Source organism: Ferruginibacter sp. (assembly GCF_049840995.1).
In the GTDB taxonomy this organism is placed as follows: domain Bacteria; phylum Bacteroidota; class Bacteroidia; order Chitinophagales; family Chitinophagaceae; genus Ferruginibacter.
Window position 1 is genome coordinate 201,217 of sequence record NZ_JASGIP010000008.1, and the last position, 26,600, is coordinate 227,816.

Annotated in this window: 26 protein-coding genes; 10 read left to right on the forward strand and 16 right to left on the reverse strand. The window is 42.2% G+C overall.

Annotated features, from left to right (window positions below; genetic code table 11):
* Positions 1-3 precede the first annotated feature (3 nt).
* Positions 4-747, reverse strand: a complete 744-nt coding sequence (locus QM738_RS21720) for a TrmH family RNA methyltransferase (protein WP_462278860.1) — start codon at positions 745-747, stop codon at positions 4-6.
* Between the two features lie 18 nt (positions 748-765).
* On the opposite strand from QM738_RS21720, the gene tamL reads away from it, so the two are divergent.
* On the forward strand, positions 766-3,261 hold the full coding sequence (tamL, locus tag QM738_RS21725) for a translocation and assembly module lipoprotein TamL (RefSeq protein ID WP_462278861.1): 2,496 nt from the start codon (positions 766-768) through the stop codon (positions 3,259-3,261).
* A gap of 143 nt (positions 3,262-3,404) precedes the next feature.
* On the opposite strand, the gene truB is transcribed toward tamL, so the two are convergent.
* The 7 genes from truB to QM738_RS21760 are packed head-to-tail and all read right to left on the reverse strand — an operon-like array spanning position 3,405 to position 10,212.
* Complete coding sequence (gene truB / locus QM738_RS21730; RefSeq protein WP_462278862.1) at positions 3,405-4,184, reverse strand: tRNA pseudouridine(55) synthase TruB; 780 nt, start codon at positions 4,182-4,184, stop codon at positions 3,405-3,407.
* A 53-nt stretch (positions 4,185-4,237) separates the two neighbouring features.
* Complete coding sequence (locus QM738_RS21735; RefSeq protein ID WP_462278863.1) at positions 4,238-4,792, reverse strand: GNAT family N-acetyltransferase; 555 nt, start codon at positions 4,790-4,792, stop codon at positions 4,238-4,240.
* A gap of 17 nt (positions 4,793-4,809) precedes the next feature.
* Positions 4,810-6,156: a DUF58 domain-containing protein gene (locus tag QM738_RS21740; RefSeq protein ID WP_462278864.1), complete on the reverse strand. Its 1,347-nt coding sequence runs from the start codon at positions 6,154-6,156 to the stop codon at positions 4,810-4,812.
* A 29-nt stretch (positions 6,157-6,185) separates the two neighbouring features.
* On the reverse strand, positions 6,186-7,163 hold the full coding sequence (locus QM738_RS21745; protein WP_462278865.1) for an AAA family ATPase: 978 nt from the start codon (positions 7,161-7,163) through the stop codon (positions 6,186-6,188).
* Positions 7,164-7,213: 50 nt separating this feature from the next.
* Entirely contained in the window at positions 7,214-8,458 is a 1,245-nt protein-coding gene (locus QM738_RS21750; RefSeq protein ID WP_462278866.1) for a DUF4350 domain-containing protein, read from the reverse strand.
* Between the two features lie 7 nt (positions 8,459-8,465).
* Positions 8,466-9,197 carry a hypothetical protein gene (locus QM738_RS21755; RefSeq protein ID WP_462278867.1) on the reverse strand — a complete coding sequence of 244 codons (732 nt, stop codon included), beginning with the start codon at positions 9,195-9,197 and terminating at the stop codon, positions 8,466-8,468.
* Positions 9,190-10,212 (reverse strand): stage II sporulation protein M, encoded by a 1,023-nt coding sequence (locus QM738_RS21760; RefSeq protein WP_462278868.1) that lies wholly within the window; start codon positions 10,210-10,212, stop codon positions 9,190-9,192. Before QM738_RS21760 ends, QM738_RS21755 begins: the two co-directional genes overlap by 8 nt.
* A 71-nt stretch (positions 10,213-10,283) precedes the next feature.
* Between QM738_RS21760 and QM738_RS21765 the strand changes: the two genes are divergently transcribed.
* Positions 10,284-11,117 carry an RDD family protein gene (locus QM738_RS21765; RefSeq protein ID WP_462278869.1) on the forward strand — a complete coding sequence of 278 codons (834 nt, stop codon included), beginning with the start codon at positions 10,284-10,286 and terminating at the stop codon, positions 11,115-11,117.
* 8 nt (positions 11,118-11,125) lie between these two features.
* On the opposite strand, the gene QM738_RS21770 is transcribed toward QM738_RS21765, so the two are convergent.
* The 3 genes from QM738_RS21770 to proS are packed head-to-tail and all read right to left on the reverse strand — an operon-like array spanning position 11,126 to position 13,596.
* Complete coding sequence (locus tag QM738_RS21770) at positions 11,126-11,560, reverse strand: DUF5362 family protein (protein WP_462278870.1); 435 nt, start codon at positions 11,558-11,560, stop codon at positions 11,126-11,128.
* On the reverse strand, positions 11,557-12,096 hold the full coding sequence (locus tag QM738_RS21775) for a hypothetical protein (protein ID WP_462278871.1): 540 nt from the start codon (positions 12,094-12,096) through the stop codon (positions 11,557-11,559). Before QM738_RS21775 ends, QM738_RS21770 begins: the two co-directional genes overlap by 4 nt.
* 21 nt (positions 12,097-12,117) lie before the next feature.
* Positions 12,118-13,596 carry a proline--tRNA ligase gene (proS, locus tag QM738_RS21780; protein WP_462278872.1) on the reverse strand — a complete coding sequence of 493 codons (1,479 nt, stop codon included), beginning with the start codon at positions 13,594-13,596 and terminating at the stop codon, positions 12,118-12,120.
* Positions 13,597-13,808: 212 nt separating this feature from the next.
* On the opposite strand from proS, the gene QM738_RS21785 reads away from it, so the two are divergent.
* The 4 genes from QM738_RS21785 (at position 13,809) to QM738_RS21800 (ending at position 17,275) form a co-directional block, all read left to right on the forward strand.
* Positions 13,809-14,507 (forward strand): hypothetical protein, encoded by a 699-nt coding sequence (locus QM738_RS21785; protein WP_462278873.1) that lies wholly within the window; start codon positions 13,809-13,811, stop codon positions 14,505-14,507.
* Between the two features lie 73 nt (positions 14,508-14,580).
* Positions 14,581-16,125, forward strand: coding sequence for a hypothetical protein (locus tag QM738_RS21790; protein ID WP_462278874.1), 1,545 nt, complete (start codon positions 14,581-14,583; stop codon positions 16,123-16,125).
* A gap of 56 nt (positions 16,126-16,181) precedes the next feature.
* Positions 16,182-16,766, forward strand: a complete 585-nt coding sequence (locus QM738_RS21795) for a hypothetical protein (RefSeq protein WP_462278875.1) — start codon at positions 16,182-16,184, stop codon at positions 16,764-16,766.
* Between the two features lie 86 nt (positions 16,767-16,852).
* Positions 16,853-17,275 (forward strand): hypothetical protein, encoded by a 423-nt coding sequence (locus tag QM738_RS21800; protein ID WP_462278876.1) that lies wholly within the window; start codon positions 16,853-16,855, stop codon positions 17,273-17,275.
* Between the two features lie 112 nt (positions 17,276-17,387).
* On the opposite strand, the gene QM738_RS21805 is transcribed toward QM738_RS21800, so the two are convergent.
* From QM738_RS21805 to QM738_RS21825, 5 genes are all read right to left on the reverse strand, one after another.
* Positions 17,388-17,936, reverse strand: coding sequence for an REP-associated tyrosine transposase (locus QM738_RS21805; protein ID WP_462278877.1), 549 nt, complete (start codon positions 17,934-17,936; stop codon positions 17,388-17,390).
* Positions 17,937-18,213: 277 nt separating this feature from the next.
* Positions 18,214-19,098, reverse strand: coding sequence for a tRNA (adenosine(37)-N6)-dimethylallyltransferase MiaA (gene miaA, locus QM738_RS21810; RefSeq protein WP_462278878.1), 885 nt, complete (start codon positions 19,096-19,098; stop codon positions 18,214-18,216).
* Between the two features lie 67 nt (positions 19,099-19,165).
* On the reverse strand, positions 19,166-19,651 hold the full coding sequence (locus QM738_RS21815) for a DUF2846 domain-containing protein (RefSeq protein ID WP_462278879.1): 486 nt from the start codon (positions 19,649-19,651) through the stop codon (positions 19,166-19,168).
* Between the two features lie 41 nt (positions 19,652-19,692).
* Positions 19,693-20,271 (reverse strand): IS1096 element passenger TnpR family protein, encoded by a 579-nt coding sequence (locus QM738_RS21820; RefSeq protein ID WP_462278880.1) that lies wholly within the window; start codon positions 20,269-20,271, stop codon positions 19,693-19,695.
* A gap of 29 nt (positions 20,272-20,300) precedes the next feature.
* Positions 20,301-21,722: a CCA tRNA nucleotidyltransferase gene (locus QM738_RS21825; RefSeq protein WP_462278881.1), complete on the reverse strand. Its 1,422-nt coding sequence runs from the start codon at positions 21,720-21,722 to the stop codon at positions 20,301-20,303.
* Between the two features lie 69 nt (positions 21,723-21,791).
* On the opposite strand from QM738_RS21825, the gene QM738_RS21830 reads away from it, so the two are divergent.
* From QM738_RS21830 to QM738_RS21845, 4 genes are all read left to right on the forward strand, one after another.
* Positions 21,792-22,598, forward strand: coding sequence for a hypothetical protein (locus QM738_RS21830; RefSeq protein WP_462278882.1), 807 nt, complete (start codon positions 21,792-21,794; stop codon positions 22,596-22,598).
* Between the two features lie 106 nt (positions 22,599-22,704).
* Positions 22,705-25,104 carry an endopeptidase La gene (gene lon / locus QM738_RS21835; protein ID WP_462278883.1) on the forward strand — a complete coding sequence of 800 codons (2,400 nt, stop codon included), beginning with the start codon at positions 22,705-22,707 and terminating at the stop codon, positions 25,102-25,104.
* A gap of 295 nt (positions 25,105-25,399) precedes the next feature.
* On the forward strand, positions 25,400-26,284 hold the full coding sequence (locus QM738_RS21840) for a transglutaminase-like domain-containing protein (RefSeq protein WP_462278884.1): 885 nt from the start codon (positions 25,400-25,402) through the stop codon (positions 26,282-26,284).
* On the forward strand, positions 26,265-26,558 hold the full coding sequence (locus QM738_RS21845) for a DUF952 domain-containing protein (RefSeq protein ID WP_462278885.1): 294 nt from the start codon (positions 26,265-26,267) through the stop codon (positions 26,556-26,558). The genes QM738_RS21840 and QM738_RS21845 overlap by 20 nt, the downstream gene beginning before the upstream one ends.
* Positions 26,559-26,600 lie beyond the last annotated feature (42 nt).

The following is a 26,600-nucleotide window of genomic DNA, read 5'->3' on the forward strand; positions in this document are numbered from 1 at the left end:
CGGTTAACCAACCGCCGACATAATGATCCCCGCCGCCACCGCTGCATTCAAAGACTCCGCTTCTCCCCTTTTCGGTATCGTTATTTTTTCATCCGCCAGTTGCATCACCGCATCGCTGATGCCCCTGCCCTCGTTGCCGATAATAATTAAAGCTTCTTTAACACCCCGCAGTTCGCTGGTATTTTTACCATGTAAAGCAGCGGCATATTTTTTTATAGCGCTGTTTTCCTGCAGCCATGCTTCCAGGTCAGTATACAAAATAGTTACCCTTGCCAAGCTGCCCATGGTGCTCTGTACCACTTTGGGATTATACATATCGGCGCAGGCATGGGAGCAAACAATATTCTCTATACCAAACCAATCGGCGGTGCGTATGATGGTGCCCAGGTTGCCGGGGTCCTGTATAGTATCCAGCACCAGCGTGATCTTTCCCTTTACTGGCAAGGTTTGCACAGGTTCTTTCTTTTTAAAAACAGCCAGCACATTATTGGGCGTGGTAAGCATGGATATTTTTTCCAGCTCAAAATCTTTTACTGCAAACAGCTCCATACCCGAATACTGCTGCAATGTTTTTGCATGATCACTGAGCCATTCGTTCAAAGCAAATAATTGCTGGCATACAAATTCCCTGCTGTCCAACAGCTCCAGCACCACCTTGGTTCCTTCGGCAATAAATACAGCATTTTCATCCCTGAATTTTTTATGGTGCAAACTTTGGATATATTTGGTATGCGTTTTGTTAAACATTACAGACTAATTAAATTTATGCCGGTTAGCGCCCCTTCTAAAACACTATTGATACCGCAAATAAAGAATGTATTTTTTCTTTCCCTTATATTATTTTCCGTTTTTTTAAGTTCCTGCCGGCCTTTTGGTATCATCCAGAAAAATTACCAGAAAGGCAAGCCATTTGTCACTAAAAACAGCATCGAAGTTAAGGGAGGAAAATTTACCAAAGACGAATTGATCGCATTAAAGTCGCGGCTCAATGCTCAATTAGACGACAGCTCCAAGATCAACGTGGTGGACCACTATTTTGTGCGGCATGTTTATAACAAACCGCCCGTTTATGATTCTTTTTCTGCTGCCCGTTCTGCAAAGAACATGAAGTTATCAATGGTGCACCTGGGGTATTATAAAGCCAATGCCTATTTTACTGCTGATACCAACCTCAAACATCATCAATTACGGGTGCATGTAAAATATGTTGTTGAACCCGGTCCGCCAACACTGATCGATACTTTTGGCTACTATTTAAAAAAGCCCGACCTGCAGCAGATAGCAATAAACAACAGCGATAACAGCCTGGTGCAAGAAGGCAGGCCTGTAACAAAAGCAGCGGTGTTGGGCGAGATAGACCGGCTGGTGGTGATTTACAGGAACCAGGGTTATTACAAATTTACTTCCGAAGAATTAAGAATGCGGGGCGATACCACGCTGGAAGTGTTGACCAATATTACCGATGATCCGTTTGAACAGTTGCGTTTACTGGCCGAGGCGCAGCAAAAAAAGGATTCGCCTAAGATAAAACTGGCGCTGGTGTTAAATCCACCAACAGACAGTAATAAGCTGAAACAATACTATATCAACAACATTTATATTTTACCCGATTATAGGCCCGGCGACCGGTTGAATGATTCCACGCTAACGGAAAGAACTACTGCCAGGACACATTATATCATCCGTTATCACAACAAAAGATTTCGTACCGGTTTTTTGACACGCAATATGTTATTAAAAAAAGGAGAACTGTACAACCAGGAAAATTTTTATAAAAGCCTGAACAATTATGCCCGGGCGGGAGTATGGCAAAGTGCTAATATAGAAGTGGTGGAGATAAAGGAAAAAGACAGTGTGAATAAACTGAACCTGATAGTACAGCTGATACCTACGCCACAATACAGTTTTGAAGCCGGTGTGGAAGCCAGTTATTCAGCCACCAGCAATACCAATACAGTTACAGCAGCCAGTGCCGGTAACCTGTTGGGGCTTTCCGGAACTGTTTCTCATACCAACCGCAACCTTGGCAAGGAAGCTATTAAAATGACCACTTCTTTGCGGGCGGGTGTTGAGTTCAATCTTAAAAGCGACAGCAGCAATACAAAAAATCTTATCAACTCCAATGACCTGAGTTTATCCAACAGCATTGTATTTCCGCGTTTTATCTATCCGTTTAAAGAACTTAATAAAAATCCGCATTTCAAATCGACTGAATCTTTTATCAATACCAATGCTTCCTATATTAACCGCATCAACTTATTTAACCTTCAGTCATTTAATTTAAGTCTTGGCTACAGCGCAGTTAACAGAAGAAATGCGCAATTGATATTCAAGCCCATCAATATTGAGTTTACAAAACTGTATAATCAAAGTACAGATTTTGACAACACATTAATTGATAATCCATTTTTGCGATATTCCTTTAATACCGCACTGGTGGCCGGCGCAAGTATTGGCTACAGCAATGCAAAGGCAAACTTAAAGAATCCTAACCATCAGCATGGTTTTAAAGCAAACCTGGAAGAATCGGGCTTTCCTTTTGTCCCGATACCATTGCCTTTAAGAAAAATGAATGTTTTTACGAAGTATTTACGCCAATATCTTAAAATGGATGTGGAATACTCCCATACACGTACAAGCAGAAGCCAAAAATCGGCTCTTGTATTTCGTGTATTCGGTGGCGTTGGGTTCTCTTCAAAAAAGGATACCACGCTCCCGTTTTTCAAACAGTACTTTGGTGGTGGCAGTAACAGCATGCGGGGCTGGCCCGTACGTGGTATCGGCCGTGGTTCGCAACCATTGGCACCCTATGGTTACAACCGTTTTAACGACCGTACCGGAGACCTGCAGTTTGAGACCAATTTGGAATACCGTTTTACTGTAGCACAACTGATACCTAATACCATGACGCTGAAGATGGCCTTATTTGCTGACGCCGGCAATATCTGGAACCTGCGCAATACCAAGCCAAGCGGCGGTACCGACAGCGCACAATTCAAATTCAAAAATGTTTGGAAAGAAATGGGTATCAATGCAGGTACCGGCTTCAGGCTTGACTTTAATTATTTTGTACTGCGTTTTGATTTCGGCTTCCGCTTTAAACGGCCCGAATTAAGTTATATCAACGACGGCTGGAAAGCCCCGCCTTTAAGCTTTAATGATGTATTTAAAAAAGTATTTACCAAAGGCCCCAACGATGAATACCGGAGATGGCGCTACGAGAATTTCAATTTCACCATTGGTATCAACTATCCATTTTAGAGAACAAGTCATTGGTCATGCAGTCATTAGCAGCTTGTAATTTGTAAAAATAATTTAATAAGCCGCAACCTTAATGACCAATGACTAATGACCTCAAATGACTTAATGCCCAATGACCTGCGCAGCAATGACCAATGACTTATTTATTGACTTATCAATTGTTCTAACTGTTCAAAACTCAAGGCATCTTCCACATTAAAATCACCGATCCTGGTTCTGCGTAAACTGCTCAGGTAACCACCACAACCAAGAGCAGCGCCAAAATCATTGGCTAAACTGCGTATATACGTTCCCGTTGAACATACTACTTTAAAATACACCACAGGCAAAGCGATCTCCGTTAATTCAAAGGAACTTATTGTAATCTTCCTGGCTTCCAATTCCACATCCACTCCTCTCCTCGCCAGTTGGTACAATGCCACCCCATCTTTTTTTATGGCAGAATAAACCGGCGGGAACTGGTCTGTTTCACCGATAAAAGGTTCTGTTGCCTTCCGCAGCATTTCTTCGGTAAGCAAAGGAATTTCTTTTTGCTGTTCCGGTGTACTCTCCAGGTCGTATGTAGGTGTAACAGCACCCAGTGTAATGGAGCCGGTATATTCCTTTTCGGCCGCCATGTACTCCGTAATCTTTTTGGTGAATTTACCGGTGCAGATGATCAATAATCCGGTAGCGAGTGGATCTAGGGTACCGGCATGGCCGATCTTTTTTATCTGCAGCAATCCCCGCAATTTACGCACTGCATCAAACGAGGTCCAGTGCACGGGTTTATCGATCAGTATCACTTTCCCTTCCAGGTAAGGCTCCTGTATCAAGGGGTCCAGCGGAGGTCTTTTCTCTCTCGGTTTTCTTACAGGTGCTTCGCCGCCGGCAGCAATTATCTCGTTGGTAAACCGCTTGCGGTATGTTTGTTTTCTTGCCAAAATGAACGCTATTTTGCTGCAAACTTAAAGCATATATTCTTCATGCAGCTATTTTACCAGTTCCATACTACAATGCTCCATTCCTCACCGGCAGGGTCGGTATACTGGTGTACGGGTATAAATCCAATACGTTCATGTGCTTTTATCGACCGGGTATTGCGGGTGGCTATTTCAGTAATGGCAAAATCGAACCGGGATTTAAAAGTATCCCTGTATAAGTCATAACATTTATCGAGTATACCTGCTCCCCTGTATGCTTTATCTACACAAACCTGCCCCACCACCATATAATTGTATTCCGCGATTGTTTTTCCATTGAACATCACCTGGCGGAACATTTCGAACATCGGTTTTAATACCGGGATATCGTTTTGAGATTGCACCGTCATCGACAATAAATAAGCCACCACTTTTGTTCCGTCTTTACAGATAATATGTGGTTCGATATGATTCATCTTTTTAAGATCGTGCAGGCTATGCACTACTGTAACAAAGCCTTGTGTAGAGATCGCTTCAGGTGTAAGATGAATGGCAAGATTTTTTTGCTGTAGTTCAATAATACCCTGCAGGTCGGTTGTTTGTGCGGTGGTATAAACCAGGGATGGCATAAAAATTTAATGAAGATTTATATCGCCTGCCTTGCTTTCAGTTCCAGGTATTTATTCACAGCGTTTACCGTCAGTTGTTCCGGCGCAGTCAATACGGATAAGATACCATGCTTTTGCAGCTCCTTTACAATCAGTCTTTTTTCAAACTCAAATTTTTCGGCAATGGTCTTAATATATACCTCTTCGATATTATTGGCTTCCAGGCGGGAAAGCTGGTGCAATTCTGTATTCTCAAAAAATACCACCATCAGTAAATGGTGTCTTGCTATACTGCGCAGGTAATTCAGTTGCCGGCGCAAACCAGATAATGATTCAAAATTAGTATACAATATCAACAGGCTGCGGTGTTTAATGCGGTTGCGTATCTGCATGTACAGCATTTCGTAATCGCTTTCCAAAAAAGCAGTTTCCTGGTTATAGAGCAGTTGCAGGATATTTTCCCGCTGTATGGGTTTTTTATCGGCTGCCAGCAAGGATCCCATCTTGCTGCCAAAAGTAATTACGCCCACCCTGTCCTGCTTTTCCAGGCACACATTGCTCAATACCAGGGTGCTGTTCACAGCATAATCCAGCAGCGTCAATTCATTAAAAGGCATTTTCATCAGGCGGCCTTTATCAATGATACAATAAACCTGCTGCGATTTTTCATCAGTATAACTGTTTACCATCAGACCGCCCTTGCGTGCTGTGGCTTTCCAGTTGATGGTGCGGATATCATCTCCCCGTACGTATTCTTTTATCTGTTCAAATTCCATACTGTGACCAATCTTACGCATGCGTTTATTACCATGCTCGGTCTGTATAGTGGTGTGCGATAACAATACGTATTTACGCAATTGTAAAAAAGAAGGATATACCGGAACCGTTACTTCTGCATCGATATCATGGCGGCGCATCAGCAGTCCCAGCAGCGAACGGACGTATAGTATGATGTTTCCAAAATTATACTCCCCCCGTTCTATCGGCCTTAATTTATAAATGATGTTCTTTTGCTCATTGGCTTTAAAACGATGTACCAGTTTCCAGTCGCGTTTCTGGAACTGCACCGGCAATTCGTCAATGATCTCCATAGTAACGGTAAAGGGCATACGATTTACTACCTGCAGTTCCACCCTGTTCTCGTCGCCATTGCTCAGCCTGTCTGCCGTTAAACGCTTTGCCGAAGGGCTTTTACTGACCAGGAAAAGAAATACATAATCTATCAGCACCAGTGCGGTAAGTATGGCCAGTAATATTTTGGGCAACTGCTGTAGCGGCGTATAAAAGAATGACGCGATGAACAGCACGATACATACACAGAGGCTGATATAGAACCGGAGTGTAAGAAAGAGTTTGATAAAAATATAATTGGCCAGTGATCTCAATTTGCTACAGTTTTAGATCGTTGATGTTTTTAACGCGGTACTTCTATTGCTTTTAAGATATTATCAATCAGGTCGTCTGCAGTAATGCCTTCCATTTCTTTTTCGGCGGTAAGAATAATGCGATGGCGCAATACATGCGGTGCCATTTCAACAATATCTTCGGGGGTTACAAAATCCCTGCCCTTAACGGCTGCATTGGCTTTGGCAGATTTTAATATGGCCAGCGAAGCCCTGGGCGATGCACCGAGGTAAAGCGCAGGATTATTCCTGGTTTCGTTTACAATGCGTGCAATAAATTCTATCAGTTTGGGTTCAATGATCACCGATTGTATCTGGTCTCTGAAGTGCTGTATATCTGAAGGCGACAATATCTTGCGCACATCCTGCAGCATCTGCCCCTGTGTTTTGCCCTGCTGTGCCAGCAGTATGTTCACTTCTTCGGCCAGCGTGGGATATTTTACTTCAATTTTAAAAAGAAAACGGTCCAGCTGCGCTTCCGGCAGGCGGTAAGTTCCCTCCTGCTCAATGGGGTTTTGTGTGGCCAGTACAATAAATGGCATGCGCATCACGTGCGTGTACCCGTCTACGGTAACCTGTCTTTCTTCCATCACTTCAAACAAAGCTGCCTGCGTTTTGGCAGGGGCACGGTTGATCTCATCTATCAATACAATATTGCTGAAAATGGGACCCGATTTAAAACGGAAATCACCTTCTTTGGGATTAAATACCGAAGTACCCACCACATCGCTCGGCATCAGGTCGGGGGTAAACTGCAGGCGGGAAAAATCCACATCGATTATTTTGGCCACCAGTTTTGCGGTCAATGTTTTTGCAACGCCGGGCACGCCCTCAATCAATATATGACCGTCGCATAAAAGCCCGATCAGTAGAAGATCCACCATTTTATGCTGGCCAACGATCACACGGCCAATCTCGTTCCTTATTTCGAATACGGCCCTGTTAAGTCCGCTCAGATCGATGCGTTGCTGAAAAATATTTTCTTCCATTGGTTTTTATTTTACTCCGTTTGATAGAACTGCGGGAGGGTGCTGTTAATTTATTGTTTTTTAAAAAATTGCTGTATTTGCTGATTTAAAGATAATAATTGGTAATCATCCACCTCAGGGTTATTCTGCGCATGCTGCATGGCTCTGTATAACGAATCCACTTTTTCTCTTTCCACACCACTTTTACGGCTGAGCGTGGTAATAAAATCATCATTGACCATACTGGTATTCAAAAAATAATTGTTCCGCACATATTCGTTGAAATAAGTACTCATTTTTTCGGCGATATTCTTGTTGTCTTTTTTCTGCAGGTACAGGCGGCCAATGGTTTCGGTAAAAGTTACCGTGGTGTTCTCATTGGGTTTGCGTTTTTCAATAATGCGCTGGCGCCTTTTACCCTCAAAAAGAACATATAACAGCAGTAACAGGAGCAATAACCAGAATGCCCATGCAAGAGCTGGATGAGATAATATTTCACCCAATGAAGAAAAACTATTGCTATTACCATCATCATCTTTTTTCTTTGATGGATCCTTCCGCCTGTTCAACGTCCAGTAATGATTGTCCCAGTATACATGATCGGGGGAACCTGATGAATAATGATCAGCAGAATTCCCCATATAGGAAAATACATTCTGCAGGTACTTGTAATTATCATTCTTTAACAAAAAGTAATTGCTGAATGCCCGTGGATCGCAGTGCAGGAACAGTTTTCCCTTGCCATGAAAATATACAATGTAGTTGGGATCGTTATTTTCATTTACCCCCAGTACACGGGTAAAGGCCTCGTTGTATTTTGCAAATGAATTGGCAAAAGGTTTATAATAATAACTATAAGGATCACTGCTGAACTTTGTATCCGTATTGCGCAGCGAATCAAAAAAATTAATTTGCCGGTAACCTTTGTAATTTTCCTGGCAGCCGATTTCTTTCAACAGGTTGTCATCAAAATAATCGGCAGCAATAAAAAGGCTGTTGCCGGCATACACATAATCCAGCATGGCTTTGACCTCTTCCTCATTGGTATAAAGAATGGATGCAAAACAAACATACAGTGAGGCCGTATCAGAAATATCATCCCAGGTCTTATCAAAGCTCTGCCTTTTATCTCTTATACTATTGCTACTGAATATATTCTCCAGCTGCTTGTAAGCAATATAAGCACCAAAAGGTTTTTTATCGGTACGTGAAAAAGTTTCTTCCAGCGATGGTATACGGCTATTGTTTGAACAGCCTGCAAGTACGCCAGCCACTGTCATCAACAGTAAAAAGATATGTGTTATTTTATTTTTCAATGCCGGTTTATAATTTACTGTTCAGCTGGTTAAAGCCTGCTTCAATATTGCGGTAAATGTTTTCTTCAATGGCAAACTCACCATACCACACATATTCGTAATTAAGGGTAAGCGCCGCAAAATTATTCTGATAGTCCAGGTTATTAATTTCCCGTACGTACTGGTAATTGGTTTTATCAACTGCCAGTTGTACAAAGTTCCTGTCGGCCAACTTGTGCAGGGTTTGCAGGTACTGGTAACGCACTGCCAGCCTGTAATTGCCGCTCAGCACGGCCTGCCTGATCAATTGTGCAAAATCACTTTCGCTGGTTACTTCTTCTTCCACCACTACAGAGCGGTTGTTATTTAAAGTAGCCGGCTTTCTTTTAAAAGCTCCTTCCGTTAAAAATAATTTGTACAGGATGAACAATACAAACAGCCCGGCCAGTACCCATAAAGTACCCTGCAAACCACCCGATGATAAGAACCGGTCGATCCAGCTGGGGCCGCTGGGTGCTGTATATTCTTCCTGCTTTGTTTCTTTTTTTTGTTTCTTTTTTTCTGCCATCAATGCACTGTCCAGGTATTTTACATACTCAAAACCCCGCATGTTTTTCCAGGCCGCTACACTATCAGGCGATACGGCCAGCTGCCTGTAATAAAGGCTGGTATCGATATACGTCAGTGTATCCCTGTCCTGTGCCTGCGCAGCAGTAAAAGATAAAAGGGCTAGTATTGATATAAGAATGTATCTACGCATGTTCCTCCTTCAGCCGGTGAATAATGCCATCAGGCTGAATATAATATCCTTTTTTATTCAAACGGATAGGTAAAATGATAAAGTACCAGACGATGAATATAAATGATAGCGCCAATATACTTACGCTTGCCCAAACCGGCAGCCCGGCATTGTTATCTTTATCATAGGTCTGGCTCATGAGGTGGGTAACATAGCTTTCGAAAAAAGCCGCTGTTATAAAAAACGGTATCAACGCCAGTAATACTTTAGCTGCATCTTTGATGCCCCGCCGGAAAGAATCCATGCGGGAAAAAGTGCCGGGAAAAAGAATGCCGCTGGCCAGTATCATACCGGCCGTGGCCGCAATGATGATAGATGAAATTTCCAACGTGCCGTGTATCCATATCACCAGCACCGATTTAATACCCAATCCTTTGGAAAAGAACATGTATTGAAAGCAACCCAGCATCAAACCGTTGGTCCACATGATCCACATTGTGAAAATACCCAGCGTAAAGCCAAATATAAAAGCCAGGAAAGCCACTTTGATATTATTGAACCCGATGGTGATGAACATCGAAAAAGGATTATCATCCTTGTATACACCAAAGGGATCGCCATTTGAGATATTGCGTTCCGTCATATCCACATAGCCATCGCCCAATACACCTCTCACAAAATTTTCGTTGTACATAGAGGAGAACACACCGATGGCCACAAAAAGCAAAAAACAGATGGTAGTAAATAAAAAAACGCGGTGGTATTTTTTAAACAACAGGGGTTGTTCAAACTTCCAGAAGTCGAAGATGCGGCTGTATTTTTCTTTTTTATTCTTGTAAATGCTTTGATAGATTCCGGCGGCAATGCCATTTATCCAGCGGGTGACCTTGCTGCGGGGGTAAAAAGTTTTGGCATAAGAAAGGTCATCGATAAGCGTAATAAAACGTTCTGCAGTTTCATCAGGGTTATCGGTGGGTGAATGCTGGTACTCTTTCCATTTCTCGGCATTCTTTTTAATAAACATTGCTTCTCTCATGCACCTAAAGTTACGAATTACCAATTTAGTCTACAATTTGATGAAATTTTTATAAATAAAAAAATTCATGTTTGCAGTTTTCTGTAAAAAGCAATTTGTATTTTGCATATTACATGTCCATCATACAGATCAATACCGCTTTTAATATCGACCTGGAATTTGAGGTTGCCGAATTTCATAAAAGGCTGCTGGCCTATATCATCGATTATATCCTGCTGATCATTTACCTGTGGAGCATGAAATCGCTGCTCTATTATGGTTTTGAACTGGAATGGCGGGACGGTTCCAACCAGGGCCTCGATATACTGGTAATATCCCTTCCCATGCTGCTGTATTCACTGCTCACCGAGTTATGGATGAACGGGCAAACTGTTGGCAAAAAAATAATGGGCATCCGTGTCATAAGCCTGGAAGGCGGCGAACCCACATTGGGCCAGTACATCCTGCGCTGGATCACCAAATTCTTTGAATGGCCCTTTTTATTTGGTTTTATATTCTTTAATGCAGATGCCTTATTTGCTTATGCTTTTATAACCGGCCTTTTCGGTATCGCTGTTATCATCACCATTGCAGTTACCCCCAGGAACCAACGCCTGGGCGACCTGGCAGCTGGCACCGTAGTGGTGAATACCAAGACCAAGCTTACTATTGATGATACCATTTTTATGGAAGTGAACAAACCCGATTACAAGGTAATGTTCCCCACCGTAATGCGCTTAAGCGACCGTGATATCAATACCATTAAGGGTGTGGTAACACAGGCCAATAAGACCGGCAACTACGAAATGTGCAACCGGGTGGCCATGAAGGTGAAAGATGTATTGAAGATCACCACCGACCTTTACCCCGAAAGGTTTTTAGAAAAATTACTGGAAGATTATAATTATCTCGCCACCAGGGAATGATGCTGTGATCAGAAGCCACGGCTACCTGCATACGACAGGTAGAACAGGAAGGCCAGTATCACCAATATGATCGCTACAATAAAAAGTATACCTATTATTTTAAAATACCGGGCCATTTGAAATAGCCCCTTGTTCAGTTGCTGCTGATCGGTTGTTGCCAGCGCTTTTTGAATATTGGCAGAACTGTTATAAAGCAAAACATTCAACAGGATAGACAGCACCCACACGATCACCTGCCCGGTGATGGTTCCGCCAAGTCCATAAGTACTGAAATTGACCACAGTGATCACTATCGTGAGAAGGGATACGCCTATGGATACAAAAGCCAGTATCGCAGTGATCTTTGTCCATTGGGCAATACCTTTCAAATGCCCTTTGGTTGTATCATCCAGGGTAAAATTAAACAGGTTAGCTTTTAGCGGGCTTTTATCTTCGTCTATCATAAAAGGAATGAATTAATAAGCGAGTAAATACTGAAGAGTATAGTGAGAAGGCTCAGACACCCATATATAATAAAATACAGCTTCAGGGAACCAAGCCCCTTGTTCAGCTGCTCAATATTTTCTGATGCCAGCGCCCTGCCCGTTTTAACACCAAAATTCATTAAGAGTGCATATAAACCAGCTACCAGTAATACAGCAACAATAACAATTCCTATCATCAATGAATAAGCCTCTCCGCGACTGAAAAAGTCAAATTCCTTAAAGACCCCATCAGAATCTCTGACATTTTCGTTGGCAGCCGCTGCAAATATCAAAATAGCAATACCACAAAAAACGAAGACTAATATACTGATGAATTTGGCCCATTTGGAGCCTTCCTTGAGTGCATTGGCGGCACCACCGTCAACTTCAAGGTCAACGCTTTCTAAAAAATCAGAGTGAAATTCTTCCATAGTTAGTTTTTGTACAATACGAATATGTGGAACTTTCCTGAAACGGCAAAACAAAGGCGTTGAAATAATTTCAACGCCTTGCATTTTTTTTTGAGTTACATTATTTTAATAAGCCCTTGCAAACAACACCCTTTGGGTACTGGGCTTGCCTGTCAATATACATACACCACTCTCCTGTTTGTTATCTAAAGGAATACAGCGTATGGTGGCTTTGGTCTGTTCTTTTATTTTTTCTTCTGTTTCGCCGGTACCATCCCAGTGTGCTGCAATAAAGCCGGCTTTTTCGTCTAATAGTTTTACAAATTCATCCCAGCTGTCGGCATTAGTGATGTGTTCATCGCGGAAGGCCAGCGCACGGTTGTAAATATTCTGCTGAATATCTTCCAGCAGTTTTGCAACGGCATCTGCAATGCCATCAATGCTCATGCTGTTTTTTTCTTTTGTATCACGACGGGCTACTTCCACTACATTGTTCTCAATATCACGCAGGCCCATGGCTATACGCACCGGTACACCTTTTAATTCGTATTCGGCAAATTTCCATCCGGGGCGGCTGTTATCATTGTTATCGTATTTAACCCTTATGCCCAGCGCTTTCAGTTGTTTGATCATGGTATCCGCCTTGGCATCTATCACCGGCTTGCTGTCTTCTCCTTTATACACAGGTACTATCACCACCTGCACAGGAGCTATTCTTGGCGGCATTATCAATCCTTCATCATCACTGTGGGCCATTATCAATGCACCTATCAATCGTGTGGAAACACCCCATGATGTTGCCCATACATAATCCAGTGTATTATTCTTATCGCTGAATTTTACATCAAACGCTTTGGCAAAATTCTGTCCCAGGAAATGGGAAGTACCGGCCTGTAATGCTTTACCATCCTGCATCAGCGCTTCAATGCAATAAGTATCTTCTGCACCTGCAAAACGTTCGTTGGCTGTTTTTACACCTTTTATCACGGGTACCGCCATATACTCTTCTGCAAATGTTGCATATACATCCAGCATGCGCACGGTTTCTTCCACCGCTTCTTCTTTGGTGGCATGTGCGGTATGTCCTTCCTGCCATAAGAATTCGGCAGTACGCAGAAAAAGACGGGTACGCATTTCCCAGCGCACCACGTTGGCCCATTGGTTCACCAGTATCGGCAGATCGCGATAGGATTGTATCCAACCTTTATAAGTATTCCAGATGATGGCCTCACTTGTAGGGCGTATCACCAGTTCTTCTTCCAGTTTTGCTTCGGGATCCACCACCAGTTTCCCTTTCTGTGCCGGATCCGCTTTTAAACGGTAATGCGTTACAATGGCGCATTCCTTTGCAAATCCTTCTGCATTCTTTTCCTCTGCTTCAAACAAACTTTTAGGAACAAATAAAGGGAAATAGGCATTCTGGTGCCCTGTTTCCTTGAACATCCTGTCCAGCTGGTCACGCATATTTTCCCACAATGCAAAGCCATAGGGTTTTATCACCATACAGCCCCTCACGGCCGAATAATCGGCCAGTCCGCCCTTTATCACCAGGTCGTTATACCATTGCGAATAATCTTCTTTCCTTGATGTTAACTCTTTTGCCATGTTTCCCTGATCCTTCCGGATCGTTTGTATGTATTTAAAAATAGATGATGCGGTCTTTCCGTTCTTTATCACGGGTTTAGCACATCTTTAACAGCAAACCATTAAACCTAAGTGTCTTATGGCAAAAGGTTTGATGCCTTTTTAACAATTGCGTGCTTTTAAAACCAGCACAAAAGTAGTAACTTCATTTTTAAATCATTAAACAAAACGCCATGAACCCTAAAATTTTACTTATCCTTATTGCGGCAGCCTCCATCAGCAGTTGCAGTACTGCTTATAAAAGTGGTCAAACACCCGACGATGTTTATTACAGCCCGGTAAGACCCGTTGAAGAAAGAAACGATAACGACCGTAAAAAAGAAGAAACAAGGCCTGATGAAAACACCACGGCCAACAACCGGATAAGAATGACGATCCGTGACCGCAGGTGGAGGGAATTTGATGATGATTACGATTACAGTTACAACAATAGTCCTTACCGTTATTCCTATTCTTCGTACAACAGTTACGGTTACTATTACAACCCACTGTATTATTCAAAACCGGTGTATTATTGCCGCTTTACTCCCGCTGCCCCGGTTAATACCACTCCAAGAATGGTGAACCTGAACAGTTATAAAAATTACAGCGCTGCGGCTATCAACAATATCAAAACAGGTACTTCTTACAGCAGCTCTTCCAATACAAGGCAATACAACAACAGCAATAACAATGGCAGCAGGCTGGGTAATTTATTGAGGCAGGTAATTACACCATCGCCTTCGAGCAATACCAACAGCAACACCAATAATTCTTCCAACAACAATACCAGGACCTACACTCCTTCAACAAACAGCAGTTCTTCTTCCTCATCCGGTTCATCCGGTGGCAGCAGTTCGGGCGGCAGTGTTTCAAGGCCAGGAAGAGGCTAAGCTTTGCCCGGCAAGATCAATGGCAACTAACGATTCCCCAATAAAAATTATTGGACTGTAAAATTTATTATGTATGAAAAAATATTTACTCTTTATAAATCTCTTTGTTTGCACTACCATTATAGCACAGGTACCTGAAGATGCCCTTCGCTATTCGTTTTACCCGCAAAACGGTACTGCACGTAACCTGGCTGTGGGTGGTGCCATGGGTTCGCTGGGCGGCGACCTGAATGCCACTTTCGTAAACCCTGCCGGGCTTGGTTTTTATAAAACAGGCGAAGTGGTGCTTACGCCCGGTTTGATGCTCAATAATAACAAGGCCGATTTCAGGGGTACGGCCAACCAGAACCGGAAGAATGCTTTTGCATTTGGACCAACCGGTTTGATATGGGGTTTTGGCAACCGGTATAAACCCAAAATAAGCAATGCCATCAGTATTGCGGTAACACAAACTGCCAATTTCAATAACAGCATTCAATATAAAGGGTTGAACAATTACAGTTCGTTCAGCGAGCAGTTTGCAGAAGAGTTTGCAAAAAGCGGTTATACCATCGATGAAGTATTGAATGTGAATTCACCATTGCCTTATGGCTCTGCCCCTGCCTTGTACACCTACCTGATCGATACTGTAAAAGTTAATGGCATTTACCAGGTAAAAGGTGCGCCAGAATATATTTTAGATGCAGGCCAGGCATTGCGCCAGCAAATGAACAAGACCACCAAGGGTGCTATTACCGAAGTGGCTTTTGCTTTTGCACAGAACAATAACGATAAATTTTATTGGGGCGCCACAGTTGGTATTCCGCTGGTGAATTATACAAGCAATACCAACTTCCAGGAGTTTGATACTTCCAACAACAATTCCAACTACTTTAAATCATTTGAGTACAACGATCATTATACCACTACCGGTTTTGGGTTCAATGCCAAATTGGGTGTTATTTATAAACCAAAGGAATATATAAGGTTAGGATTGGCCGTGCATACGCCATCAATTATGATACTGACTGATAAACGCACCACCACCCTGCATACGATCGTGGAAAATCCTGCAGGTGATTTCAAAACCAGTTCCGAAACATTTACTAATGATCAACCGGGAGAAAGCAGCTATACCCAAAGCACCCCTTTTAAAGCCATCATCAGTGGTTCCTATGTTTTTCGTGAGGTATCCAACACTAAAAAACAACGGGCATTCATCAGCGCCGATATTGAATACGTGCATTATAACGGCTCCCGCTTCCGCAGTGGTAATGAAAACCCCACACCGGGTGAAAAAGCGTATTACAACCAACTGAATGATGTGGTGAAAGATGAATATAAAGGCAATTTCAATTTCCGTGTGGGCGGAGAATTAAAGTTCAACGTTTTTATGACCCGACTTGGCTTTGCTTATTACAGTAATCCTTACCAGGATGCACCTTCCAAGATCAACAAAATGCTGCTGAGCGGCGGCCTGGGTTACAGGGATAAAGGCATGTTCATCGATCTTACTTATGTGCATAATATCGCTAAGGATATCGACCTGCCTTACCGCCTGCAGGACAGGGCAAGTACCTACGCCAGCCTGAAGCAGCAAAGAGGAAATGTGGTGGCAACACTGGGTTTTAAATTTTAAATTAAATCAGCGTTATAATTTATTATATACCAGCTTTATAAGCAACTCCGTAATCTATGAATCCAAAACTAACTGCTTCTTTTTTAGCCCTATCGGTTATTATACTTTTATCATGCAATAAAGCGGATACTGCAGATGAACAGCCAACAAAAATTGATGTTTCCAAACAATGGATCGTTGATGGTACCGGCAATGTTATACAGGGCCAGGGTGATGGCCAATGGCAGGCTACAGCATTCACCACACAGGAACTGAATCTTTTTACCAGTCTTGATACCGCCGATCTTAGCGGTACACTTAAACCCGATTCGGTATTCGATGCGCCAATAAGATACAATGCAATTATACCGAATTCGTTTTCGACAAATTACCAGCTGAGTTTCAGGTTTACGAATGGATTTAATGGTACCATACTTTACAAATCGGTAATTGTTGACAGCCTGATGCGCCCGGTTGAGAAAAAAACGATCCGTTTGCTGGGTGTATCGTATCCGCAACTGCCGCAAAACCCTTCCGTAAGTAATGCTGTGTTAGTTAACCCGGCAATTCCTGTTGGTAAATACCGGCTTTATTTTACTTTAAGTGCAAATTCAAGTCACCATTTTTATAAAAGCTGGGGAAATATCCAAAAAACACCCTGATAAAAAATTCTGGTAAGAAATTTATTAAAATGTAACTTTTTTGTAAAGTATAACGTATTTTTATAGTACTACCAAACTCCCCCGCCATGAAAAGAGTTACATTTTTACTAGCTGTTCTTATTTCTTCCTGTTTATCATTAAAAGCTTCTACAGAGCCTTCGCTGGATGAGTATACTGCTACTTATAAATTTCCGCAGGGCAGTATCATCCCCGAGGTAAGCGTTGTGATCGCTAATGGAGAGCTTTCTTTAAGTTCCACCATCGGCACTTCTCCTATTAAAAAAACAACGCCTGACCATTTTACCATTCCTAATTATCATGGTACAGCGGTATTTGTAAGGAATGATGCTAAAAAGATAACCGGCATTAAAATAGAAGTGAAAGGTGTTTCTATTGAAGGCAAGAGGCAGGAAAGAGAAGAAAACATCGCCACTCCTTTACCGATCTATGAATCGCCCTTCCCTATTAAAAATTTACCGGCAATGCCGCTATTGGAAGGTGAGGAGTAATCCAGCTTAAATATACTGGCGCTAGTGTTTCCTGCCAGCGGCTGGACCACTTGTGTCTCTTAATTCTGGCGGTTTGTAACCGCGGCAGGTAGTAGCTAATAAAAACAACACCTTACAATAATTCAATCTTCAAAAATCCTTTTTCTTTAGTATAATAATCAATCGCACTGCTGTATTTATAATGCCAGGTATTCCAAACCAAGCCACTTCTCACCGAATTTTCATGTAAGTAATTCAGCCGTTGCTGTACTTTTTCCACTGAATTTAGTTCTACAGGATGATAATCCTGTTTCCAGAATTGAAAATCCTTATTGTTATTGTTGGTTCTTCCGGCATATGCAAACAGGTTCAGCATCCATTCTTTCCTGCTTTCGTTGTTGTTCTCCATAATAGCTTTTATGATCTGTTTACTGGTATATTTTTTCAGGTCCCGTACAATGTGCTCGAGTTTATTACTGTTGCTGCTGATGATAAGGTGTACATGATTGGTCATAATTATCCAGGCATGCAAGACCAACCCTTTGTTTTCCTGGCAATATTGCAGGCTTTCTATAAATATCTCTTTGTACCATTCCCTGCTGAATACATCTATCCAGCCTACGACAGTAAAAGTGACAAAATGAGGCAGGGCATCTTCCCCGACTTTATATTTACTGGACATGAATTGCTTTAAAGTAAAGAGACTGGTTTCTATTTTATAGGGTTGCAAGTGCAGGTAGAGAAGTTATTTGTTTTGGCAAGGTAATGCCGCGGTTAATAACCGCTGGAATTATTAGACACAAGTCACTCCCGCCTAAGGCTGGAAAGACTTGCGCCAGTGGAGGAGACTGGTTTCTATTTTATAGGGTTGCAAGTGCAGGTAGAGAAGTTATTTGTTTTAGCAAGGTAATGCCGCGGTTAAAAACCGCTGGAATTAGTAGACACAAGTCACTCCAGCCTTAGGCTGGAAAGACTTGCGCCAGTGAGTGAGGAGTAATCCACTTAACATCTTTATTTTTTTTGAACCAGGTCATTTGCCTTTTGGCATACTGGCGGGTATTGATCTTTATTCTTTCCACCGCTTCGTCCAGCGATAGTTTTCCTTGCAGGTGATCGAAGAGTTCCCGGTAACCAACCGTTTGCAAAGCGTTCAGTTGCTGGTAAGGCAGCAGTTGTGTTACTTCGTGTAATAGTTCCTGTTGCATCATGATATCTACCCGGTCATGGATATTTTTATGCAATTGCTCTTTGGGTAATTCCAGACCGTATTGCACAATATTAAAACTACGCTGCTTTTTCTGCTGTGTCTGAAATTCGGTGATGGACCTGCCGCTGGATAATTTTACTTCCAGCGCACGCATTAAACGCTGCGGATTTTTTATTTCACCTTTGGCATAATAAACAGGATCATTTGCTGCCACTTCGTTTTGCAGCCATTCAAGCCCGTTCTGTTCATAATCAGCAACAATATTTTCTCTTATAGTTGGATCTACTGCCGGCAATTCATCAATACCCTCACAAAATGCTTTGATGTACAACCCCGTGCCTCCCACGATTACCAGTGTATCATGCTGTTTAAAAATATCATGGGCCTTTTGCAGCGCATAAGCCTCATATACTACCGCATTCACTTCTTCATGAATGGAATGCGAACTGATGAAATGATGCGGCACCAGCTGCAGTTCTGCTGCGGATGGTTTGGCCACGCCAATATCCAGTTCTTTAAAACATTGCCGGCTGTCGGCTGAAATGATCTCGGTGTTGAGTTGCTGCGCCAGTTGAATGGCGAATGATGTTTTACCTACTGCGGTGGGGCCGCAGATAACGATACAGGTTTTTGTCATTGAAAATTATTGAGTTTGTGCAGAACTCTCACAATACAAATACGTGCGATTCTATTGATGTGCTTTACTACTTGTTGTTGATATCATCCTGGCAGTTATCTTCTTTAAGATCACTCACCGATTTTTTACCTGAACTTTCCATCACTTCCAGCATCTCTACTTTTTCGCGGAGCAGGTTGGTCTTTACATTGCAGGAGATATAACTGCTTCTGCCGGCGCCGGTCACTACATTTACATACACTTCTTTTTTAGAAAGATCCACACCGGCTTTTTTGGCTTCAATTTCATGCTTGCCGGGAGTTACCTTGTATTTCAAATATCGGCCGTTGCTGAGTTTGCAGATCTTTCTGCCATCTACAAAAATATTGTAATTGCTCAGCGCAGCGCCCAACTGCCCTCCCCTGAAAATAACAATATAACTGGGTTGGTTAACAACTGGTTTTACGGTCTTTATTTTTTTGGGAGTTTTGCTGGGCTGAGTAGGTATTACATACTGCGCAAAACTTACACTGCAGGTAATAACAAACACCAACATTAAAAACAGTTGTTTCATACCGGTGCTAAGGTTTATTAAGAGTAAAATTTGATCAATCTTTAAAAACCATCGTTGCCCTCATCGGTGCTGGTTGCTTCCTCTTCCTCGCCGCCACCCAGTTCATCATCGTCGCCTTCTTCACTAAAACCTTCCCGCATAGCATCGGGCTGCAGATCGTATTTTTCTTCCATTTCTGCCAGCCTGCTGTCCACCAATCCCTTGGTACCGTACTGCGATGGCGCAATGCCTTCTGTACGCACACAAACAGGGTACGTGAGCTTTTTATTCTCTTCCTTATCAATATTGATCAGTTCTATCATAAAATGCCAGAACTTATTGAAATCGTACTCGTAAATGAATTTCTGGTTGGGGTTGCTGATCTCGGAACTTAAAGGTGTATCAGCCATGATCAATGGCTCGGCTTTATAAGTCTTATCATATTTTTCCAATGAAATTTCCCTGCCCCGCAACCAGTTATCATTGCTGCGGTAAAATGTTGCTTTGTGCTTTGAATCAAATTCAAAACTCTTTAGAATACAACCATGCAGGTCGAAGAAATTTTGTGTATGACGGATAGCGATATCCCTGTAAATGCTGTCGTCATCTTCCCAGTAAACCCTGAAACGTAAGATAGCCATACAGTAAAATTAAGCATTATGTACAATAATTAGGAATTCACGGCATAAATTCCCAACTCTTTAGCTTTTTGCAGCATAAAATCGTAAGCCGCATTATAATCGTTGGGGATGATGCCATCCAGTATGGCTTCCCTTACCGCAAGTTTGATATCTCCCACACTGCGGCTGGGCGGCAGGTTAAAGGTTTGCATAATGATCTCGCCGGTAATGGGTGGCTGCCAGTTGCGGAGATTGTCATTTTCTTCCACTTCTGCACAGCGTTGGCGCACTATTTCAAAATTGTTGAGGTAGCGTTGTACTTTCTGTTTGTTCTTGGAGGTGATGTCTGCTTCGCAAAGGGTCATCAATGCATCAAAGTCTTCACCGGCATCAAACAACAGGCGACGGATGGCACTGTCGGTTATATTTTCTTTGGTAAGACTGATGGGCCTTAAATGTAGTTCCACCAGCTTTTTTACAAAGCGCATTTTTTCGTTCTGCGGCAGTTTTAGTTGCGCAAATATTTTCGGTACCCATTTGCCGCCCAATGCCTCATGACCATGAAAGGTCCAGCCATGGCCTTCTTCAAATTTTTTGGTGGCGGGCTTGGCTATATCGTGCAATACTGCAGCCCAGCGCAGCCACAGGTCGTTGGTGTTACGGGATATATTGTCCACCACCTGTAAAGTGTGATAAAAATTATCCTTATGCCCAAAGCCATCCACGTATTCGGCACCGGCCAGCGCCACCATCTGCGGAAAAATGAGTTTAAGCAAACCACTCTTATACAGCAGGTCGAAACCAATAGATGGTTTGGGCGACAAGAGTATTTTATTCAATTCATCTGCAATTCTTTCACCGCTTACGATCTTGATACGATCTGCATGCGCAGCAATGGCAGCAAATGTTTTTGCTTCAATCACAAAATTCAATTGTGCTGCAAAACGTATGGCACGCATCATGCGCAGTGGATCATCGCTGAAAGTAATGCCGGGTTCCAAAGGCGTTTGTATGATCTTTGCATCCAGGTCGTTCAATCCATTGAATGGATCCACCAGTGCACCAAAATCATCTTTATTTAAACTGATGGCCATGGCATTGATGGTAAAATCACGCCGGTTCTGGTCATCTTCTATTGTACCTTTTTCCACTTCCGGTTTGCGGCTGTTGCGGCTGTAACTTTCTTTGCGGGCGCCTACAAATTCTATTTCCAGGTCATCGATCTTTATCTGTGCCGTACCAAAGTTTTTAAAGAAATGTACTTCCGGTTCCGGTGAAAACAATGCAGCTACAGCAGCGGCCAGTTCAATGCCATCGCCTACGCAAACCACGTCCATATCCTTGGTCTTTCTGCCCAATATCTTGTCCCGCACAAAGCCGCCGATCAAATAACTGGGCACCTGCATTTTTTCTGCGGCTGCGGCGATCTTGTTCAGCATTAAAAGTTCTTTATCACTGCAATTGATATACATAAGCCGTAAAATTAACTTATAGTTTTGTTTCCATTGACCTGTTTTGGAAATTTATAGGTAAATTCAGGTATGAAAAAAATAATAACTACCCTGTTAATTTTTTCTATTCAAACCGGCATTGGCCAAAATGCCCAGCAATTCCTGGATATTTTTTCAATTAAGCAGCCGCCCTCTTATAGTGATCTTAAGAAAGAACTGGAGCTTTATAGCAAATTTCAAAGAAAGGCTGAAAAAGACACTTTGTATGACCTTGATACACGACTGCTTTCAACAAGTTATAATTTTGATAAGCAGGTATTTGAAATTGTAATCAATTATATCAATAATAAAATATTTTGGTATAGGCTCACAGAATACAATGACGATTCTGGCCCTCATTTTCCAGACTTACTTTCACGCAGTCCTGATGACATTGAAATTGTATACATTGATTCGGTTTTTATTGATTCATTACTAATTCCTTATAACCTGAGTAATAAAACTGATTTTACATGGCGGGATCTTTATAAAGACTCCACAGCCTGTTTTGGATATTCCTGGGGGGCAAATGCGCTTTGGGAAAATAACTCACTTTTAAATATTATAGCTGATGTAAAGCAAAAGAATCATACTGCCCTGCTCCGGCAATGCAAATCTTTATTATCCGCTGTGAGGGCTTATGGAGCCTTAGGCTTGTATTTGTTGAAACAAACCAGGCAACCTCTTACTAAAGAAGAGATCTTTCTTTTTGAAAAAATCAGAAAATCCGATGACGCCATTTGTACCTGCGATGGATGCATTATTGAAGTAAAGAAAACATCAGAAGCCCTTAGTGATAAAAAGCTAAAAGACTTCTATTTTTATTGCACACAAGCCAAATACTTTCCATTGCACTAAATGTCCTGGTACTAAAATGGCATTAATATTGCCCATATAGACCCCCGCAGTTTTTATATGCTTTTAACTGTGTAGTTTGACAAATTGACTTTATATTTAAATAATTATGGATAAGAAATTTTATATGCAGGGTGTGGAAGATGAAATGGAGTTTATGCCCATCATTCCGCTGAACGAAGAAGAAGACTCAAATGCTGATGAACAGGCTATTCCAGCCGAATTACCGATACTGCCTTTAAGGAATACCGTACTTTTTCCCGGTGTGGTGATACCCATTACGGTGGGTAGGGACAAGAGCATTAAGGCAGTAAATGATGCTTATAAGGCTGACAAATTGATAGGCGTGGTGGCGCAAAAAGACAGTACGGTGGAAGAACCGGTGGTAAGCGACCTGGAAGATATCGGTACCGTTGCAAAAATTGTAAAGCTGATCAAAATGCCCGATGGCGGCACCACCATCATCATACAGGGCAGAAAACGTTTTAAGATAGAAGAGATCACCAGCGAAGACCCTTATTTTAAAGCCCGGATAAAGGTTTTAACAGAAGAGAATTTAAAAGGCGATGCCGACTTTGAAGCCATGGTGGGCAGCATTAAAGACCTTGCCGGTCAAATTGTGGGCCTCTCTCCCAACCTGCCCAGCGAAGCAGCGATCATTTTAAAGAATATTGAGAACCCTTCTTTTTTGATACACTTTGTAAGCAGCAACCTGAACAGTGATATTAAAGAGAAACAGAAATTACTAGAGATCAGCAATATTAAAGCAAGGGCCGAATTGCTGATGAATATGATGCAGACCGAACTGCAGTATGCGGAATTGAAAAATAAAGTGACCAACAAAACCCGCAATGAACTGGATAAACAGCAGCGGGAATATTTTCTGCAACAGCAGATGAAAGCCATTAAAGAAGAATTAGGTGGCGATAATATTGCGGAGATAAAAGAGATGCAGAAGAAAGCCGAAACAAAAAAATGGACGGCTGCTGCAAAAGAAATGTTCAACAAGGGCATTGAGAAACTGGAACGCATGCACCCTTCTACACCTGATTATTCGGTTACTTATAATCACCTGGACCTGATGCTGGACCTGCCCTGGGGCGAATACACCGAAGATCAGTATGACCTGAAGAAATCTAAAAAGATACTGGACCATGATCATTACGGCATGGAAAAGATAAAAGAAAGGATACTGGAATACCTGGCTGTATTGAAATTAAAAGGCGATATGAAATCGCCGATATTGTGTTTTCTCGGCCCTCCCGGTATTGGTAAAACCAGCTTGGGAAAAAGTATTGCAGCAGCCATTAATCGTAAGTATGTAAGAGTGAGCCTGGGTGGTTTGCATGATGAAAGCGAGATACGTGGCCATCGTAAAACCTATATCGGTGCTATGCCCGGTCGCATTGTGCAATCGATAAGAAAAATAAAATCGAGCAACCCGGTAATGATACTGGATGAAATTGATAAAGTGGGCAACACGGTGCATGGCGATCCATCTTCTGCATTGCTGGAAGTACTGGACCCTGAGCAGAACAATAGTTTTTATGACAATTACCTGGAGCTGGAATATGACCTGAGTAAAGTATTGTTCATTGCAACAGCTAATAACATCAGCAATATACAACCGGCCTTACGCGACAGGCTGGAGATCATTGACCTGAGCGGTTATGCAGTGGAAGAAAAAATCGAGATCGCTAAAAGGCACCTGGTACCCAAGCAAAAAGAAATGCATGGTCTTACCGCTTCTAAATTTAAAATTGGAGATACCGTTTTAGAAAAAGTGATCGAGGATTATACACGTGAAAGTGGTGTACGGGAACTGGATCGCCAACTGGCCAGCGTAATGCGCTACCAGGCAAAAGAACTGGTGACCCGTGGTAAATTAAAAGCTACCATCACCAATAACGATATTGAAAAAATATTGGGCAAACCAAGGTACAGCAACGATCTGTACAAGATCGCTAACATGCCCGGTGTGGCTGTGGGTCTTGCATGGACTTACGTGGGCGGCGATATTCTTTTTATAGAAACACAATTGAGCGAAGGTAAAGGCGAACTGAAGTTAACCGGTAACCTCGGCAACGTAATGAAAGAAAGCGCTACTACTGCATTGACCTACCTGGAAGCCAACAGTAAAAAAGTGAATATTGATATCGCCGAGTTCAATAAAAAAGACATACATATACACGTACCCGAAGGTGCGGTGCCCAAGGATGGTCCGAGTGCAGGCATTACGATGTTATCTGCATTGGCGAGTGCATTTACAGGCCGTAAGATAAAACCTTACCTGGCTATGACAGGTGAGATCACTTTACGTGGACAGGTATTGCCCGTAGGTGGTATCAAGGAAAAAGTACTGGCCGCAAAACGTGCAGGTTTAAAAGAGATCATTATGTGCTGGCAGAATGAAAAAGATGTGGAAGAGATCAACAGCCAGTATATAAAAGGCATTAAATTTCATTTTGTAAAGACCATGCAACAGGTGCTGGACCTGGCATTGGTATAATAAAGATTCGTTTTTTAACAAAACTATTAAAACCCTTTTTTACAAAACACCGTAAGTACAGTTTAATCATCAACATGTTTCATGTTGGTTGTTTTAAGGGTTAAAGAAATTCCCTCCCGTTCCCGGGAGGGAATTCTGTTTTAAGAAGCAGCGTTTTTTATGAATAATGGTCTACAACATTTTTGCAGCTGCTGCGTTACATAATCAAGCATGTATAATAAAAAGGAAGTTAATCACCCCTGTGGAAAATTTTAACTTCCTTGTTCACCAGCATTTTCCGAAATTCATTTTATAAATGAAGGAAAACAAAGAGATATCGGCCCTGCTCCACCTGATTGATGACCCGGATGAATATGTTTACAACACCGTAAGCGATAAGATCATCTCTTTCGGTAAAGCCATCATCCCCAACTTAGAAAATCTTTGGGAAACCACTACCAATGAAGAGTTGCAGGAACGAATAGAACTATTAATACACCGTTTACATTTCCGCGATCTTACCAATGATTTTACGGCATGGGCTGCCGGGGATGCAGATCTTTTGCAGGGTGCTTTGCTGGTGGCAAGGTATCATTACCCGGACCTGGATAATAAAACAGTGTACCAGGAAATAGAAAAATTAAAACGCAATATCTGGCTGGAGCTGAACAGTTATCTTACACCGCTGGAACAGATCAACGTTATCACCAGCATCCTGTATAATTACTACAAACAGAAAGGAGTTGAATTTGCATACAATAACCCCGACGATTACCTGATCAATAAAGCGCTGGAAAGTAAAAAAGGCAATGCAGTGAGCAATGGTATCATTTACCTGGTGCTTTGTGAAATGCTGGATGTACCTGTAAAGGCCATCAATATTCCCCGCCAATTCATTATGGCTTATTTTGATCAGCAGCACGATCTTTTAAATCCCAAGGGGCACGCTTCTGAAAAAATAAATTTTTACATCGATCCGCTCAATGGGCAGATGTACAGCCATAAGGATGTAGAGAATTATTTTAAACGCATCTCCGTTCCTCCCACCACTTCTTATTTCAGGCAACTGGGTAATAAAAGGGTGATACAGTTTTTACTGGAAGAACTGAGTAAATGTTTTGATAACGACCGCAACCGTTACAAAATGGATGAATTATTAACCCTTGCCAACCTGTTAGACAATGATATATCACGTAGTTAATGCCCCTAAATGGGAAGAAGCCCGGCAACTGGGTTATTACGAACATCCTTCGCTGGCTGCAGAAGGCTTTATACATGCCAGCATGCGGGAGCAGGTGGAAGGCGTGATACAAAGATATTATGCCGGCCAGGACGATCTTTTGATACTGCATATTGATGAAGGCAAATTGCAATCGCCCCATATTTTTGAACTGGCTCCATCTATTAATGAAGAGTTTCCGCATATTTATGGCAGGATAAATTTAGATGCGGTGGTGGATGTAACGGAGTGGTAAGCGTTTAAAAGATTCACGCAATATAAAAATCACCTTCATCTC